This is a genomic window from Mesobacillus boroniphilus JCM 21738, assembly GCF_000517385.1.
Lineage (GTDB): Bacteria > Bacillota > Bacilli > Bacillales > Cytobacillaceae > Mesobacillus > Mesobacillus boroniphilus.
In genome coordinates this window covers 37,363-51,264 of record NZ_BAUW01000012.1, presented here as the reverse complement: position 1 = coordinate 51,264, position 13,902 = coordinate 37,363, and the positions used below count along the sequence as shown (strand labels likewise).

At 39.6% G+C, this 13,902-nt stretch carries 23 protein-coding genes and 1 pseudogene; 13 read left to right on the top strand and 11 right to left on the bottom strand.

Annotation, left to right across the window (positions count from 1 at the left end; translation table 11 throughout):
* Positions 1-26 precede the first annotated feature (26 nt).
* Positions 27-164 (bottom strand): hypothetical protein, encoded by a 138-nt coding sequence (locus JCM21738_RS25455; protein WP_243462909.1) that lies wholly within the window; start codon positions 162-164, stop codon positions 27-29.
* Positions 161-748 carry a hypothetical protein gene (locus tag JCM21738_RS06015; RefSeq protein ID WP_035209064.1) on the bottom strand — a complete coding sequence of 196 codons (588 nt, stop codon included), beginning with the start codon at positions 746-748 and terminating at the stop codon, positions 161-163. Before JCM21738_RS06015 ends, JCM21738_RS25455 begins: the two co-directional genes overlap by 4 nt.
* Before the next feature lie 150 nt (positions 749-898).
* On the opposite strand from JCM21738_RS06015, the gene JCM21738_RS06010 reads away from it, so the two are divergent.
* Positions 899-1,471 carry an isochorismatase family protein gene (locus JCM21738_RS06010; RefSeq protein ID WP_023614602.1) on the top strand — a complete coding sequence of 191 codons (573 nt, stop codon included), beginning with the start codon at positions 899-901 and terminating at the stop codon, positions 1,469-1,471.
* Between the two features lie 26 nt (positions 1,472-1,497).
* On the opposite strand, the pseudogene JCM21738_RS06005 reads toward JCM21738_RS06010, so the two are convergent.
* Positions 1,498-2,246 (bottom strand): annotated as a pseudogene (locus tag JCM21738_RS06005) (YqcI/YcgG family protein).
* A gap of 249 nt (positions 2,247-2,495) precedes the next feature.
* On the opposite strand from JCM21738_RS06005, the gene JCM21738_RS06000 reads away from it, so the two are divergent.
* Entirely contained in the window at positions 2,496-2,885 is a 390-nt protein-coding gene (locus JCM21738_RS06000) for a thiol-disulfide oxidoreductase DCC family protein (protein ID WP_023614600.1), read from the top strand.
* A 40-nt stretch (positions 2,886-2,925) separates the two neighbouring features.
* Here JCM21738_RS06000 and JCM21738_RS24230 read toward each other — a convergent pair whose 3' ends face one another.
* Both JCM21738_RS24230 and JCM21738_RS24225 read right to left on the bottom strand, forming a co-directional pair.
* Positions 2,926-3,339, bottom strand: a complete 414-nt coding sequence (locus tag JCM21738_RS24230) for a DUF3238 domain-containing protein (protein ID WP_256360179.1) — start codon at positions 3,337-3,339, stop codon at positions 2,926-2,928.
* Positions 3,260-4,246 (bottom strand): fibronectin type III domain-containing protein, encoded by a 987-nt coding sequence (locus JCM21738_RS24225; RefSeq protein WP_035209060.1) that lies wholly within the window; start codon positions 4,244-4,246, stop codon positions 3,260-3,262. The genes JCM21738_RS24230 and JCM21738_RS24225 overlap by 80 nt, the downstream gene beginning before the upstream one ends.
* 223 nt (positions 4,247-4,469) lie before the next feature.
* Between JCM21738_RS24225 and JCM21738_RS05985 the strand changes: the two genes are divergently transcribed.
* The 3 genes from JCM21738_RS05985 (at position 4,470) to JCM21738_RS23100 (ending at position 6,748) form a co-directional block, all read left to right on the top strand.
* On the top strand, positions 4,470-5,399 hold the full coding sequence (locus tag JCM21738_RS05985; protein ID WP_023614598.1) for a DMT family transporter: 930 nt from the start codon (positions 4,470-4,472) through the stop codon (positions 5,397-5,399).
* A 264-nt stretch (positions 5,400-5,663) separates the two neighbouring features.
* Entirely contained in the window at positions 5,664-6,431 is a 768-nt protein-coding gene (locus JCM21738_RS05980; protein ID WP_023614597.1) for an NUDIX domain-containing protein, read from the top strand.
* A 62-nt stretch (positions 6,432-6,493) separates the two neighbouring features.
* Entirely contained in the window at positions 6,494-6,748 is a 255-nt protein-coding gene (locus tag JCM21738_RS23100) for an HAD family hydrolase (RefSeq protein ID WP_081742054.1), read from the top strand.
* Here the strand turns inward: JCM21738_RS23100 and JCM21738_RS27670 are convergent.
* On the bottom strand, positions 6,654-6,893 hold the full coding sequence (locus JCM21738_RS27670; RefSeq protein WP_148296067.1) for an HAD family hydrolase: 240 nt from the start codon (positions 6,891-6,893) through the stop codon (positions 6,654-6,656). The two genes, JCM21738_RS23100 and JCM21738_RS27670, sit on opposite strands and share 95 nt — an antisense overlap.
* Between JCM21738_RS27670 and JCM21738_RS25445 the strand changes: the two genes are divergently transcribed.
* From JCM21738_RS25445 to JCM21738_RS05965, 3 genes are all read left to right on the top strand, one after another.
* Complete coding sequence (locus tag JCM21738_RS25445; protein WP_321172024.1) at positions 6,847-6,999, top strand: HAD hydrolase-like protein; 153 nt, start codon at positions 6,847-6,849, stop codon at positions 6,997-6,999. The two genes, JCM21738_RS27670 and JCM21738_RS25445, sit on opposite strands and share 47 nt — an antisense overlap.
* 263 nt (positions 7,000-7,262) lie before the next feature.
* Entirely contained in the window at positions 7,263-7,760 is a 498-nt protein-coding gene (locus tag JCM21738_RS05970; protein WP_023614596.1) for a GreA/GreB family elongation factor, read from the top strand.
* Between the two features lie 516 nt (positions 7,761-8,276).
* Positions 8,277-8,504, top strand: coding sequence for a hypothetical protein (locus JCM21738_RS05965; RefSeq protein ID WP_035209058.1), 228 nt, complete (start codon positions 8,277-8,279; stop codon positions 8,502-8,504).
* A 434-nt stretch (positions 8,505-8,938) separates the two neighbouring features.
* Here JCM21738_RS05965 and cspC read toward each other — a convergent pair whose 3' ends face one another.
* Complete coding sequence (cspC, locus tag JCM21738_RS05960; RefSeq protein ID WP_010331195.1) at positions 8,939-9,139, bottom strand: cold shock protein CspC; 201 nt, start codon at positions 9,137-9,139, stop codon at positions 8,939-8,941.
* An 824-nt stretch (positions 9,140-9,963) separates the two neighbouring features.
* The gene (locus JCM21738_RS25440) at positions 9,964-10,293 is read right to left on the bottom strand and encodes a ferritin family protein (RefSeq protein WP_052019584.1); all 330 of its coding nucleotides are present in this window, start codon (positions 10,291-10,293) and stop codon (positions 9,964-9,966) included.
* 136 nt (positions 10,294-10,429) lie between these two features.
* On the opposite strand from JCM21738_RS25440, the gene JCM21738_RS05950 reads away from it, so the two are divergent.
* Positions 10,430-10,624 (top strand): twin-arginine translocase TatA/TatE family subunit, encoded by a 195-nt coding sequence (locus JCM21738_RS05950; RefSeq protein WP_023614593.1) that lies wholly within the window; start codon positions 10,430-10,432, stop codon positions 10,622-10,624.
* An 81-nt stretch (positions 10,625-10,705) separates the two neighbouring features.
* On the opposite strand, the gene JCM21738_RS05945 is transcribed toward JCM21738_RS05950, so the two are convergent.
* From JCM21738_RS05945 to JCM21738_RS05935, 3 genes are read right to left on the bottom strand one after another with little or no spacing between them, the layout of a single operon-like run.
* Positions 10,706-10,999, bottom strand: coding sequence for a hypothetical protein (locus JCM21738_RS05945; protein ID WP_023614592.1), 294 nt, complete (start codon positions 10,997-10,999; stop codon positions 10,706-10,708).
* Between the two features lies 1 nt (position 11,000).
* The gene (locus tag JCM21738_RS05940; protein ID WP_035209053.1) at positions 11,001-11,288 is read right to left on the bottom strand and encodes a hypothetical protein; all 288 of its coding nucleotides are present in this window, start codon (positions 11,286-11,288) and stop codon (positions 11,001-11,003) included.
* Entirely contained in the window at positions 11,285-12,289 is a 1,005-nt protein-coding gene (locus tag JCM21738_RS05935; RefSeq protein ID WP_035209051.1) for a TolB family protein, read from the bottom strand. The genes JCM21738_RS05940 and JCM21738_RS05935 overlap by 4 nt, the downstream gene beginning before the upstream one ends.
* A 251-nt stretch (positions 12,290-12,540) precedes the next feature.
* Between JCM21738_RS05935 and JCM21738_RS05930 the strand changes: the two genes are divergently transcribed.
* The 4 genes from JCM21738_RS05930 (at position 12,541) to JCM21738_RS26640 (ending at position 13,896) form a co-directional block, all read left to right on the top strand.
* Entirely contained in the window at positions 12,541-12,777 is a 237-nt protein-coding gene (locus JCM21738_RS05930; protein ID WP_023614590.1) for a hypothetical protein, read from the top strand.
* A gap of 502 nt (positions 12,778-13,279) precedes the next feature.
* The gene (locus JCM21738_RS05925) at positions 13,280-13,594 is read left to right on the top strand and encodes a PadR family transcriptional regulator (RefSeq protein WP_035209049.1); all 315 of its coding nucleotides are present in this window, start codon (positions 13,280-13,282) and stop codon (positions 13,592-13,594) included.
* Positions 13,595-13,603: 9 nt separating this feature from the next.
* Positions 13,604-13,756 carry a hypothetical protein gene (locus JCM21738_RS24220; RefSeq protein WP_156315502.1) on the top strand — a complete coding sequence of 51 codons (153 nt, stop codon included), beginning with the start codon at positions 13,604-13,606 and terminating at the stop codon, positions 13,754-13,756.
* Positions 13,757-13,761: 5 nt separating this feature from the next.
* Positions 13,762-13,896 (top strand): hypothetical protein, encoded by a 135-nt coding sequence (locus JCM21738_RS26640; RefSeq protein ID WP_256360178.1) that lies wholly within the window; start codon positions 13,762-13,764, stop codon positions 13,894-13,896.
* The last annotated feature ends 6 nt before the right edge of the window (positions 13,897-13,902 follow it).

Here is a 13,902-nt window from a genome sequence, read left to right as displayed (position 1 = left end):
ATGGTCCGTATTTTGGACCATCTTTTTTACCACGTATCGCCACGCTCTTTTTTCAGTTCTTTCATTTTTGCTACCCATTCGTCAACTCTTTGCTTGATTTCCTGGCTTTCGGTATCTGCTTTTTCGCGATTGGTTTTGCTTATGGCATAATGCAGTTCCTTCATGCTTCGCTGCGCTCAAAGCCCCAATCTCTTAACTCGGAATACTGTTCATCGTTAATCCAGCCATTTTCTGACATGATGGCGGCTGCGTCGATGATCCGGTGTGCTTCTTTCCTTCCGACGGTCCATAATTCAAGCGGGTATTTTTCTGCGACTTCGAAATGAGGTTCATAGGCACTGGCATTCTCAATAATTTCTTTATAATGCGGACTTGCTAGCAGGGAAACAAGGTCTTTTTTTATGGTTTCCAAATCATCTGTCTGACTAGAAAGTTCTTCAAGTTTTGCCGGAAGCATATTTTTTAGCTCAGGGTCCAGTTCAGGTGTATTGAAACCTATATCTTCTATGTCCTTTTCATAGCTCAAATCACCCATCATCGATTCAGGCTTCAATGCCATCAGGCTTTCCTCTGTTACCTCTAAACTTATATTCTTCAAGTGCTCAAATTTACTCTGCTTTGTTTCTTCATTTTTGACAACTTCCTTAGCCGGTTGTTCGGCTACGACTTCTTCATCTGGTTCATCACTGGTGCACGCAGATAGAACGAGAGAAGTGATTAAGAATAATAACAGCGAATACCGTTTCACAAAAATCCTCCTCATCAAGTTTTCGCTATGTAAAAAACATCTTCAGAGAGTTTACCATGATTAGTGAGGAGATTTGAAGTAATTTCCATGATAGTGAGAGTAAAAAGCCTTGAACGTAGGAAGAATGTGGAGTAAGTAAGGAGGGATATGATGAAGAAATTGCTTGAGCTGCCTGCATTGCTTATTTTGGATGTTCAAAAGGGGTTTGACGACCCATACTGGGGAAAGCGTAACAACCTGGAGGCAGAGGGAAATATCGCCCGGCTTTTAACAGAATGGAGGAACAGGAAGGGACATGTCATTTACACGAAGCATCTGTCGCTCGACCCAGCGTCACCCTTGCACCATCGAAACAAATTAGGTACGGAATTTAAGGAAATCATCCAGCCTATGGATGGAGAGATTATTTTTACGAAAAATGTGAACAGTGGTTTCATTGGGACCGAGCTGGAAGCCTATTTAAAACAAAATCAAGTGAAGTCTGTGGTCATAACCGGATTATCTACTCAACATTGCATCTCCACAACAACAAGAATGAGCAGTAATCTTGGCTTTGATACCTTTCTGGTTTCTGACGAGATTGCTGCATTTGAAATCACGGACCATAAGGGAGTTCACCATTCGGCAGAGTCGATTCAGGAACATGAACTGGCGATGCTGCAAAAAGAGTTTGCAGCCATTATTACCACCAATGAAATTATCAGTCAGTTGAATCAACAGTAAAGCGCAGGAACCAGCATCCTGCGCTTTTAATTATCAATACCAAGAAATTTAAGCATCCTATGATACGGGCATTTAGATAAGGACGTGTCATCATCACGGAGAAAGTATTGCCGCCATTCAAAATTATCCTCAGCTCCATATGTGTTCAGGTCAGGATGGATGGAAATGCTGTCATATTTAGCAAGCCGTTCTCTTACTTGAGCCTTAATTCTCCTGGCATAGCTTGGTGTCTTATTAAACTCCTGAAGAACCCACCTCGGAGTGATCGCGAGCATCATCACGTCAAAATGCCTGCTCATCCTGTTTTTATGTGCAGGGGTGGCGCAATACATGAAGTACTTTTCTCCATTAAAACAAAATTCCCAAATGGATCATGCGGGTCTGTTGGAATATCCTCTGGCCAATCGAATTCATCCAGGGCGCTCAGACCACGTAGATGCTTCCAGAATAATTGTTCAAATTCTTCTACTGTCTCTTCTTGCATAGAATCTGGTGTCTTATAAAATATAATCAAAGATGTGTATTGGCCAATTTGCCTTGACACCTCCGTATAGATTGATAAAAGGCCGGCCAGTTCTTTTATGGTGGATAGTTTTTTTGAATTACCAACAAACCCATAACGAAGCTGATTCATTGAAAAGCCAATTGTTGCCGGTATGCAGGGAAAAGGCTTTTCTTTATCACTCATTTTTGCGATGAATTTATCAAGTGCCTGCTTTTCCCAATTCAGCAGCTGATCCCGCGGTGAGGAACCATGTGTATACAAGCCATTCATCATAGTCACCTCCAATAGCTTCTACAATATATTCAAAGTAGGGAGAGTAGGGTAGATGTCCCGGGACAATTGGGCAGCAACCTAAGGTATGACCAGGGAGAAAATTATGTTTAAATTATCACTAACATTATTAGATTTGCGTGAATAAGCCTAAATGGCATTTTTTTCAATTTGATCAACTGCTGTTTGACTTTAAAGGAAGAGGATAAATGTTAGAATAGAAATAGGAAAATCGAGGAGGGATGTTCCATGCATCCTGTCATTCTATTTGACGGAGTTTGCAACTTTTGTGATGCGAGTGTCCAATTTATTCTGAATCGTGATCCAAATGAAACGTTCCACTTTGCCTCGTTGCAGAGTGAAGCCGGACAGGAACTGCTGAAAAAGTATAGCGTGCGCGATGATGTCGACAGCATGATATTGATTGAGAATGATAAGGTTTATTATAAATTGGCCGCTGCCTTAAGGATCAGCCGCCACTTGCGCGGTGCCTGGAAGCTTCTATATTTATTCATGATCGTCCCAGCTCCAATCAGGAATATCGTGTATGACCTTATAGCCAGGAACCGATACAAATGGTTCGGCCAGAAGGAAAGCTGCATGCTGCCGCCGCCGAATGTGCGGAAGCGATTTTTATAAGAGAAAAAATGGAAAAGCTGACGACCAGCTTTTCCGTTTTTTAGTTAGTGAAAGTAGAGTAACGCCAGTAATGATTGGCCATTGGGTCAGCCATCATTTCGAGTCCTTTGCTTTGAGTCTGGTGGATAACTTGCCACTCGTCCGTGCCTGGTTCTTTAAGATAAATCTCATGTTCAGGTGCCTGATCATGAATACCTACTAAGTCGAATTCGTTGTCCTTATAGAAGGTTCCGCAAACATGATAATCAATGGCGGGTGAAACGACCAGCGGATTGCTGACAGAATGGTTCAGGTGAAATTGAACTCTGTCATCGTCTGTAAGCACCTTTTCCAATTGAATTCCCACGTCAGAGGCGCTCGCGGATTCTAACCGTTCATGGTCCTTGGTGAATGCTTCTGTTATGCCCGTTGCCTTGCTTAAAAGCAGAAGGGTTGTCCGTGTCGATAAATACATCTCCTCTTGTCCTGAATTCAGTTGCCTCAGGATCGAATGTGCGATGATCACCTTTGAAAATGTGATCCCCAGACGCGGCATTCGGATTTTTGAGCCATTCTTCTTTTAAAAAAGTTGTGTACCTGAGCTGCCAGTGGCCGTTTTGACGTTTGCTGTCCATTGGGGATTTCAGCAATTCCTTAAGAGGTCCAATCCTTTTGGTGATGGAATACTCTTCTTCAGCAGCCCTTTCAGTAGAAGAATCCTTCTTGATAACACCCACCGCATTGACGACAACCGATTTAAGCTCCCATTTAAGCTGTTCTGAACGTTGCAACGGACGTCTGGCTTTTATCATGTAGGTATAAACATCGTCATCCTTGATAATTTTATCGGTAAAAGCGCAGTATGCCACTGTTTCCAACTTAATGCCATTCCTGAAAATCGTATACTCTGTTACACCCTCAATTGGTTCCCATTCAAAACTGATTTGCCCATGAGTAACAATGATTGTAATCAGTAAGTCCTCAAGAATATTGTCTATTTCCGTAAAATCCACTGATGTAGTCGTTTGGATGCGCATTCTGTCCTGCGCATTGCCATGGTTATCAAGGGCTTCAATGCAGTAAGTGTAAAGGGTACCTGGAACGAGGTTTTGGTCCACTAGCATTGGTTCCATTCCTTCATAAATCAGTTCCTCGCCTCTGAACACACGATAATGCCTGTTTGAACCCTTCCATTCCAGTTTGATTTGTTTGGTGCCTTGTTCGATATTTTCAAGGATTCTTGAGTGTGAGTAAGCGGCAGTCCTTCGCCGGCCATTCAGATTGACAGCATAAAGAGTTCCGGCAATGCCTAGTGCGGCAAAAGGTAAAAACTTTCCAGCCAGTTTTAGTTTTGAAGTTTCAAGTTGAATTTGACTATTCATTCATCCACCACCTTCATTTTTTTTACTAGCGTGACAATTATTTACCCAAAGTTACGCCTTTTTAAAGGAAGTGATGTGCTGAATGGGGTGGTAAAATAAGGATTAGTAGAGTTTGAAAATCTATTCTTCGATAGGTTTTGTTACTTTTATGCTAATATAAAATTTAATTAGATAGATTAGGAACTTACATTTTGCAAGCCTACAAACTATAGGAGCGTTCGCGATGTTACGTTTAAAGGGAATACTTATGATTGTCATAGGGGCCATGCTCTGGGGGATGACTGGGTCGATCACGGAGTGGGTGCTCGCTAACACCGAATTGTCAGTTCCGTTTATTCTGACAATCCGGATGATTATTGCCGGAAGCAGCATCCTGGCGTTTCTGTCAATTAAAAAAGAAGATATTTTTACAGTTGTGAAAACACCTTACTGGCGGAACCAGCTGATTATTTTCAGCATTCTCGGGATGGTAGGGTTACAGTATACTTTTACGATGGCAATCGAAGCGAGCAATGCGGTAGTAGCGACATTGCTGCAATTCTCCGCTCCGATTTTTGTTGTTCTCTATGTTTCTTTTAATCATAAAAAATGGCCGCCACGTTATCAGATGCTTGGCATTGGGGGTACATTGGCCGGGCTTTACCTGTTATTGACGAATGGGTCGATTAGTGGTTTGCTGGTAAGTCCGACGGCATTGCTATGGGGAGTCGCGGTGGGTCTTACGTTTGCTTTCTATACACTTTACCCGGCTCGCTTGATGAAGGAATGGAGCGTCTTGGCAATTGTCGGTTGGAGTATGTTGTTCGGCGGAATCGTTCTTGGATTAATCATCCGAGTTTGGATGAGTAATGAATGGCATATAATAGCTCAGCCGAAGATGATTTTCATCATGGCCATCTTGATCTTCTTTGGCACACTGGCGTTCCTGCTGTTCTTAATGAGCATGAATTACATCACAGCTGTCGAAACTAGCATTCTTTCAAGTGTTGAGCCTTTAACCGTTATGGTTATTTCAGTGATATGGTTCGACACCATGCTCCAGAGCGTCCAGCTGATGGGTGCGATGATCATGCTCATATTCGTGACCTGGCTGTCGATCGGAGATAAAAAAGCGTCAATTGAAGGACAGGTTGTTAAGGGGAATAATAGTTAATCAGTAGAGCTGCCCATTTTGGTGGCTCTTTTTTGATGAACTGCGTTAGACTCCTTTGACAGAGCAATACTTCTGACAGATTTGGATGGAAACGGAGGAAAGCTGTCAGAAGTCAGAGCAACTTCAGACAAGTTTGGAGGAAACCGAAGTACAGCTGTCAGAACTACTGACTGTAATAGGGCTCTTTCATAAAAACTAGCCCCTATATTGAAGGATTTTAACTCTTTTTTGTGGAAATTAAAGGAAGAGGAAGGAGAGCTAAAAATGATCTTTAAAAGAAAAACATACAGAGTCAAACCTGAAAAGTTGAATGAGATTAATAAATTCTTTCATACCAATGTTTATCCAGTTCATATAAAAAATGGAGCTAAATTAATTGGACGCTGGGTGAATGATATGAATGACGAAATTCTGGTTATCTGGGAATATAGCAGCATGGAGCATTATGAAAGGATCAATAGTTTAATTGAAAATAGTGAAGAGTACCAGTCAGCAATGAAAGAGTTAGGAGAATATTACATAGAGGCAGACAAAGGTTTCTTGTCTTCAACTGCTAACTATCATCCGCCTAAACATATTTTATCTGTTAGTGGATATATCACAAACAAAGATGGCGATGTTCTCCTAGTCAGGAATTTTCACCGATCCGACACAATGGAAATGCCTGGCGGACAGGTTGAAGAAGGTGAAACATTGGAAGAGGCAATTCATCGCGAGGTATTTGAAGAGACTGGGGTTAAGGTGGATTTATTCGGGATAACGGGTATTTATCAAAACGTGACGAGCGGAGTAACATGTGTAGTCTTCAGAGCTGAGTATCAGTCAGGTGAAGTCAGGACAGCTGAGGGGGAAACTTCAGAGGTTTTTTTTACAAAAATAACGAAAGAGAATATTGAACAATTTATTACGAGGGAACAATTTAGAAACAGGGCCCTGGACGCTATGGATGCGAACTTCATACCGTATGAAGCATTCAAAGCCAGACCGTACGAGCTAGTCAGTAGATTTGTAGTGAAAAAAGAGTATAGTTAAACACTTTCATGAGGTATTTCCACTTCAGAGTATCTCAAAAGTAACGTATAAAATTATAGGATGTGATTGATATTAAAGCAGTTCTTTTTGACTTTGATGGTACTCTTGCTGATACATTGCCTGTGTGTTTCTTGGCGTTTGAATCAGTGTTTAAGAAATTTGATGAGCGTGATGTCACAACAGAAGAGATTAAATCCATGTTTGGTCCTTCAGAGACTGGTATCATTCGTGAGAATCTTCTAAAGATATGTCCAGACTTTTCCGTGCTTTTCCAGTCACTATTCCCAGTTTATAGCCACGTTTTTTCAACTCAATAAGTAAGGTGTATATTTCTTTATTTTTCGGAACTAAATGTTCATGTCGGTCCCTGTAAATCTCATAATGCCTGGAGTTAAATAATATTTTTGATGTTATTGTGACTGGCGATGACGTGGATTTTCCAAAACCCCATCCTGAAGGGATTAATAAAGCTTTAGAAGAACTGGGGGTATCTAATGCAGAGGCGATCTTCTTGGAGATAGCGACGCTGATATACCGGCTGGAAAGCAAGCGAATGTACTTACAATAGGAGTACACTGGCTGCCTAATTTCCAGACAATAGACTTCAGTATTCAGCCAGATAAAGTATATAGTAATATAAATGAACTTTTATCTTCCCTTCCAGATACAAAGGTGGAAAGTTAACTAGCTGCCAATTTGGCAGCTTTCATTTTTGTACTCATGTTTATTATTGAGAAACATTATGTTACTGCTCAACGATATTTCAGGGTATATTAAAGGTTAAGAGGGAAGTTAATTCTGGAGTTAACACAAACTATAGAGGAGATTAATATGTCTTTAAAAATCACACCTAAGGGAGAGAAGATGGTCCTTCAACAGATAAGCAATTTGGAACAAGAGCTAAAACAAGTGCGGATTGATAAAAATATTGCCTTCAATGCGTGCGGAGACGATAAGATTGCTAATCCTAATTTTCATAAATTGGAGCAGGATGAACGTGTATTAGTGGAACGCATTCAGGAGATTCAGCATGTGTTTAAGTCAGCTGAATTTATTAAGGTTGATGAACGAAATACTGAAATAGTAGAGATTGGCTCGATCGTAAAATGCTCGTTTGAGTACACGGATTTTACCGAAGAAGAAATATATGAAATTGTCGGTTACGGCGAATCGAATATAGATGAAAACAAAATTTTCTATGATACACCCGTTGCACAAAAGTTACTAGGCTTAAAAATAGGTGACGAAACTGTTTTGTCGGTACCATCTGGAAAAGTGAAATGCAAGGTGTTGAAAATGTATAGCGGATGGGAAGAAGTAGAGGGTTAAATAAAAACACATCACTGCGTTGATCTTAGGAGATTAACGCTTTTTTTTGTGTGATCACATTTTTGGAAATCCTTTCGAGTTGCATACATGAAATAATTGTTTTTATTTGTAAAGTAGAAGTAGGCTACCGATAATTAATATAATATTATTATGTAAACTATATAAATTAAAAGGAACTTTATACGGATAAGAACATGTGAACTTCCTAAGATACCGGCCTGATTTAGATAATCATAATCTGAAGAGGGGATGCAACTAAATGCCAAAGAAGACTTTGCATGAAGTATTTCTCTATTGTGTAGCAATGAAACATCACGACATTAGAAGATAAGGGAAGGGTGCGGTAGTTTAAAATTTGTTATTAAGGCTAAAACAGAATAAGGGAAGGTTCTTCTGGCACGTTATTATCTTATAACTATGGTTTTTATAAAATTATTATGTAAACAAGTCTGTAAATAGAATAAATTTCTACGTATTGACAAATATAACAAAAGAAATAAGAAAAGGAGTTTGTCTATGAATTCATATGAAATGACAAATATGATTATTGATGACGAATCTTATGGTGAGGAACATGTCACGGTCGAATTAACCTTTGAGCAACAGAATTATATCATCACATTTAAAAAGTCAGACCTTGAATTGGTGAACGCCTGGGTTGTTGTTGAGGGTGATAAAACACTGCCTACAAGCTTGTCAGAGGACATAATGGACTCTTTAAAAGGAAACATCAAAAAAATCTAGTCGATGATAGATTTTTCTTTTTTGCCGTGATTTCTGCACAGATCAACCCGAAGTAGGTTGGTGCTTCATAAGAGAGTAATTCTACATGCCTTTCCTCGGGTGGCCATCCATTTGAATACGCACCGTATGCGGTATTGAATTTCAAGGTACCAATATTATCGATTAGCTTTGCATTGTTCGGTTTTAAACTGGAATTTATGAAAAAGGAGAGTTCGAAAGCAGAAGCTGTAAGAAAGGCTTCATAGAGAAGAGGGTAGTCCCAATAGAGAACTGCTCTTTTGCTTGATACATATTTTTGCTCTTGAAAAAGAGTAAATGCAAAGCCAGACCATCTTAATCCTTTTTATGAAGCAGGAAGTAAGCCATTCCTTCATGAACTTCTAGCAGGAATACAAAAAAACAGGCTCTATTTAAAGAGCCTGTTTGTATAACGATTAAGCTTTTTGCACGTTAGCAGCTTGAGCTCCACGAGCACCTTGCTCAACGTCAAACGTTACTTTTTGACCTTCATCTAAAGACTTGAAGCCTTCACTTTGGATAGCAGAGAAGTGTACGAATACGTCGTCTCCATTTTCACGTTCGATGAAGCCGAAGCCTTTTTCTGCATTAAACCATTTCACTGTACCTTGTTCCATTTTTGTTGCCTCCTAGTGCTATCGCACAACTTATTACTATCCTTGCCCAAAGTGATCATCAAGACGAAAAGTCGATACTTATACAATCCTTTACACCGAACAAAAATAATTCTTATTCATCATAACAAGAAAAAGAAGAAAATGCAAGTCATGGTGCTTTTTTTAAAAACGTACATTTATATCAGTGTTTCTAAACCTATGGTGGCAACGCCAATTCCCTTGATTTCCTAAATAAAAACTAAGCAGCTCATGCAATTTGAACGGTATCTCTAAAAAAAATAAAACAACATGGGGATTGTCTGTGATTTACAAAAGGAGTAGCAATCTTTATATAACAAAGATTAAGTAAGGTAAAAGAGGGGAATCTAGAAACGGGTAATAACGATCTTTTTAAATATTCTTATTTAAGATTAGGTGCACCAATCCTAAAATGATCGAATGTAAAAGGTACAGCTTTGTGAAGAACTTTAATTAACAATGGGCGCTATAGTTAACAAGGCAATACAAAAAAACGCTTGGATTTCTATATCCAAGCGTCCTTGCAATTTTTGGTAATTAAAAATACTCCCAGCTAGCAAGATCATAAGTTTTACATAATCTACCCAACCTTCGCTTCATTCTCTTTTTCATTTGTTATTAATTTCGCCCGGCACCTCTTTGGAAGGCTCTTAGGTGGTTTTTTGAAGCATTTCCTAATTGGGTAAAAACCATTTTTACATCCTCCGGCAGGGAGGGAATCGTTTTTAACTTATCATACATCGCAATATTATCGATTTCCGCCTGAACTCCTTCATTAAATGCATCCTTCAGTGTACCAGGTGCTTTTACATATTGCTTAGCGTTGTCTTCAGGGATTTTTTGTCGTACTTCTGAAATAAAGAAACGAGGGCACTGATATGTTGCTGCTCCGCGGCCTTGATATTGCTGAATGGCCTGATGTTGCCGAATTTTCCAATGACAGCGTCGTAACGAGCCTGTGCAAGGTACTCGTCCTGGATGGCATATACTAATGCTTCGTCCAGAGTAATCGAGGTATCCTTCAGAGCGCCCTTTGCTCCGAAGTCAGCAGGCATTTCAGTTTGCGCCTGGGCAACACCGGAAAAATTCATGAATAAAAAGAGGCAAGCTGCTAATGGTAATAATTTTAATCTCAATGTTAAACACCCCTTATGTGAAATTATCAATCTTATTATTTTCATCGACGGGGATTTGATACATAAAATGCTATGGGTTTAATTTGTGGAGATGATTCGATATAATAGACGTAACTTTTTCAATAGGAGAGATATGATGTTTTCAAATATAGGATTTCCAGGATTAATCCTGATTCTCGTGATTGCGCTGATTATCTTTGGGCCTAACAAACTTCCGGAAATCGGACGTGCAGTCGGCAAGTCAATGAGAGAGTTCAAGAATGCGACGAAAGGACTCGCTGATGATGTTAAGAAGGAAATCAGGGAAAACGACCAGGATAAAAAGAGTTAATTAAAGCTGCCATTGGCAGCTTTTTGTTTTAATTTTACAAAAAAAACTGTCCGATCATTTTCATCGGACAGCCTTGAATATCTATTTCCTGAAATAAATGTGAATGGAGGACAACAGCAGGATGAGTCCATTCAAAATATACAGCGCGGTATAAATTACAGTGAGGATTCCTGCCCCCCATCCCGAGTCATCCCACGTAAAACCGAGGTAGAGAGTGCTGAAAAAAATTACTGGTGTAAAAAGGAGAAAGACCAATCCTGCAATAATTCGTCTTTTTATATTCCTCGCTGAATGCTTCACGGCAAAATAATTCGCAACCCCAAAAAGGGCAATATTCATTAAGAGCGTCAAAATCATTCCGACTGATTCTGGCATTTTATTTTGCTCCTTTTCTTAAAAGCTTCATGGCAAAGGCAAAGATGAATAGAACTATAGTACAAGCTAGTAAACCGGCTGCCAGCATGCCTACGCCAATTCCTGCCCAAGGATCTAACGCGGCAGCCACAACAAAGCTTGCCGCTAATGTGAATAACCCAATTGCCAGGCTGATTAAAGCTGGCAAAAACACTTTTTCTTTTCTGACGTAAACAGTTATAAGCATTAACAGCACTGTATATAGCAGGCCAACCGTCCAGCCATTGACTGAGTAATCGATGGTTTTCATGATAAAGCTGCTTGCTTCAAGATCGGGCATTTCAAGCTAAGTTCCTCTAACCTCTTGGTTTCTATGTCTACTGTCCTCAACTTATATTCCTCTGGTTCTTGAGGCCAATTTATATATTCCAGGAAGAGAATTTCATTTTTCTCGTTAAAAAAGACCGGAGAAACGACAGATGAATTTAAGTCGGTGAGCCTTTTTGTTTCTCCATTTTGCAAATCTTTTAGAAATAAATCGTATTCAAACAGTGAAGTGTCCCTTGATTCTTCAGTGATCGTCGTATAAGCTACAGCATTAAGCTTAGGAGATAGCATGAGATGAAAAAAGTCATCAGGCAGTTCATCGCGAAAATCTGCCGTATACACCCGTTGATCTTTCAGGTCAAACGCATTTATATCGTCAAAATCCTTGAAGAGAATTTCCTTTTTATCATCAGAAAAGACAAGGCTATCCATTGTAAAGAAGTCTCTGTCAGTCAACTGTTGCATACCAGTGCCATCAATTTTTACAGAAAAAAGGTCATAACCCTCCTGAGTTTCGCCCTCAGTCTTCTTTAACTCTTCTGCAGGCATGCTTGCGAAGAAAATCGTTTCGTTGTCAGAAAAGACAGCGCCAGAAATATGCTGTGAATGATCAGAAAGTTTTTTCGGATTGGCGCCATCCACGTTTTCTATGTAAAGCGTTTTGATATGGTTACTGTCCTGTGATAAATATAAAATCTTACTGCTATCTGGTGAAAACTGAGGATCAGTATGATAAACCCCGTCAGGATTGCTCACTCTCTTAACATCTTTTCCATCCTGACCGGTTGTATAAATCGCTGAGTTGCCATTATTGAAATAGGAAAAGGCAATCCGCTGATCATCTCCAGAGATAGCAAGCCCACTACCAAGACCTGTATAGTATTGATAAGCATCTCGGTCTGCCAACAACATATAACCAATGCTTGAAATCAACAACAAAGCTGCTAAAGCAATTGCTCCCAATAAAGGCTTCTTTTTATTCACTAGTCATCCCCCTTAAAGTACTGATTTGTTTACCATACATACAATATAGTGTAAAATTACACTAATTAAAAGGGTTTTTTAGGAAAAAAATATATAATCTTCTTAGGATGGGAATTCTTGTACAACGCATAGCAGTAAGGACAAACCTCTAACCCTTTCTTTAAAAAATTTCAACGGTTGTTCATAATAGGACAATTTTATCCATGGTAAAATAAAAGGGAAGTAACCGCTGAATATCAGGGGGTGCAGAGATGGATAAAAGGATTCAATCAGGTAAAAGACGTCCATCGAAACGTGTGATTACTGCCAGAAAAGAAATACGGTCTGCCCATTTGTTCCATGAATATGATGAAGACGATCATGACTGGAAAAAGGAAAGAAAACACAACATTCACCACTCCCATTCATCCGCATCAAAAGGTCATGATTACAGGTTAGCAAAACTCAAAAATAGGGAAGCTTATCGATCTCAACAAGACGAATATTAATGTTAGTACTGTAACGGCTGTCATAAATGGCAGCTTTTTTTATTTGGGCGTAGTTTTCGTACCCTTATGCGGTCTCTTTCCTCTTCATAAGGGTATCGTTCAGGGCTTTTCGTATCCTTATGTGGTCTCTTTCCTCTTCATAAGGGTATCGTTCGGGGCTTTTCATCCCCTTATGTGGTCTCTTTCCCCTTCACAAGGATATCTTCCGGAATGCCTTTCAGAACAGCTACTGGATGTAAAGAAAACGAACAGCTTTGGGTGTTAATGGAGTAAAACTGTCAAGAAAACGAAGGAATTAAGACATGTTCGGCTTAACCCCTGGCTGATGTGTCCTTACCTATTGTAACTTCGAGAAAATGTAAAAGATCCACCTAAAGCTGATAGTAAAAAGAATCTTTAAAAAGAAAATTGGAAAATAAATCTAATTTTATATTGCAGCTCTCACTATATAGTGTTACGATATACCAAGTAAGTAGTAATCCGATATAGAGGAGGCCGATGCATGAGTAAAACTGAACTTTTAAAAGGCAGTACTAGCATGATTTTGTTGTCGCTGCTTTCGGAAAAAGAGATGTACGGGTATGAAATTACGGAGAAGGTTCACGAGGTGAGTGAAGGGTATCTCAGCTATAAAGAAGGGACACTGTATCCTGCACTGAAAAAACTGGAGCTATCTGGATTGCTTGAAAGCTACTGGGTAAGTTCCCAGGATGGTCCTCGCCGAAAATACTACCGAATCACCAAAACTGGAAAAAAAGCATTGGCAGATCAAAAGCAAGAATGGAATATGTTCAAGAAGTCGTACATCGAATTGTAGGTGATGGCAGTGTCAACACAAGAATCAATTAAACAATTCGACGACTATATTAAAAGGCTGGTTCAAGAATTACATCTGGAAGACGAGGAAAAAAAGGAAGTGGAAGAAGAATGGACCCAGCATTTGTATGATCATTTTCAGCACTGCAGAAACAAGGGGTAGAAAAGATGGAAGCAATCCGTACGGTACTTGAGCAATTTGGGGATATTCGAATGATCCAGGCGGAAGTGAATGAAAGCTATCCAAGCGCTATTAAGTCTGATGTGGTATGTGATTATTGCAATGCAATTCATCACCAGTAACAATTA

Excerpts from the sequence above, each read along its gene's own strand:
- JCM21738_RS25455 (WP_243462909.1), bottom strand. The coding sequence starts at position 164 with ATGAAGGAACTGCATTATGCCATAAGCAAAACCAATCGCGAAAAAGCA.
- JCM21738_RS06010 (WP_023614602.1), top strand. The coding sequence starts at position 899 with ATGAAGAAATTGCTTGAGCTGCCTGCATTGCTTATTTTGGATGTTCAA.
- JCM21738_RS06000 (WP_023614600.1), top strand. The coding sequence starts at position 2,496 with ATGCATCCTGTCATTCTATTTGACGGAGTTTGCAACTTTTGTGATGCG.
- JCM21738_RS24230 (WP_256360179.1), bottom strand. The coding sequence starts at position 3,339 with ATGTATTTATCGACACGGACAACCCTTCTGCTTTTAAGCAAGGCAACG.
- JCM21738_RS24225 (WP_035209060.1), bottom strand. The coding sequence starts at position 4,246 with ATGAATAGTCAAATTCAACTTGAAACTTCAAAACTAAAACTGGCTGGA.
- JCM21738_RS05985 (WP_023614598.1), top strand. The coding sequence starts at position 4,470 with ATGTTACGTTTAAAGGGAATACTTATGATTGTCATAGGGGCCATGCTC.
- JCM21738_RS05980 (WP_023614597.1), top strand. The coding sequence starts at position 5,664 with ATGATCTTTAAAAGAAAAACATACAGAGTCAAACCTGAAAAGTTGAAT.
- JCM21738_RS05970 (WP_023614596.1), top strand. The coding sequence starts at position 7,263 with ATGTCTTTAAAAATCACACCTAAGGGAGAGAAGATGGTCCTTCAACAG.
- JCM21738_RS05965 (WP_035209058.1), top strand. The coding sequence starts at position 8,277 with ATGAATTCATATGAAATGACAAATATGATTATTGATGACGAATCTTAT.
- cspC (WP_010331195.1), bottom strand. The coding sequence starts at position 9,139 with ATGGAACAAGGTACAGTGAAATGGTTTAATGCAGAAAAAGGCTTCGGC.
- JCM21738_RS05950 (WP_023614593.1), top strand. The coding sequence starts at position 10,430 with ATGTTTTCAAATATAGGATTTCCAGGATTAATCCTGATTCTCGTGATT.
- JCM21738_RS05945 (WP_023614592.1), bottom strand. The coding sequence starts at position 10,999 with ATGCCAGAATCAGTCGGAATGATTTTGACGCTCTTAATGAATATTGCC.
- JCM21738_RS05940 (WP_035209053.1), bottom strand. The coding sequence starts at position 11,288 with ATGAAAACCATCGATTACTCAGTCAATGGCTGGACGGTTGGCCTGCTA.
- JCM21738_RS05930 (WP_023614590.1), top strand. The coding sequence starts at position 12,541 with ATGGATAAAAGGATTCAATCAGGTAAAAGACGTCCATCGAAACGTGTG.
- JCM21738_RS05925 (WP_035209049.1), top strand. The coding sequence starts at position 13,280 with ATGAGTAAAACTGAACTTTTAAAAGGCAGTACTAGCATGATTTTGTTG.
- JCM21738_RS26640 (WP_256360178.1), top strand. The coding sequence starts at position 13,762 with ATGGAAGCAATCCGTACGGTACTTGAGCAATTTGGGGATATTCGAATG.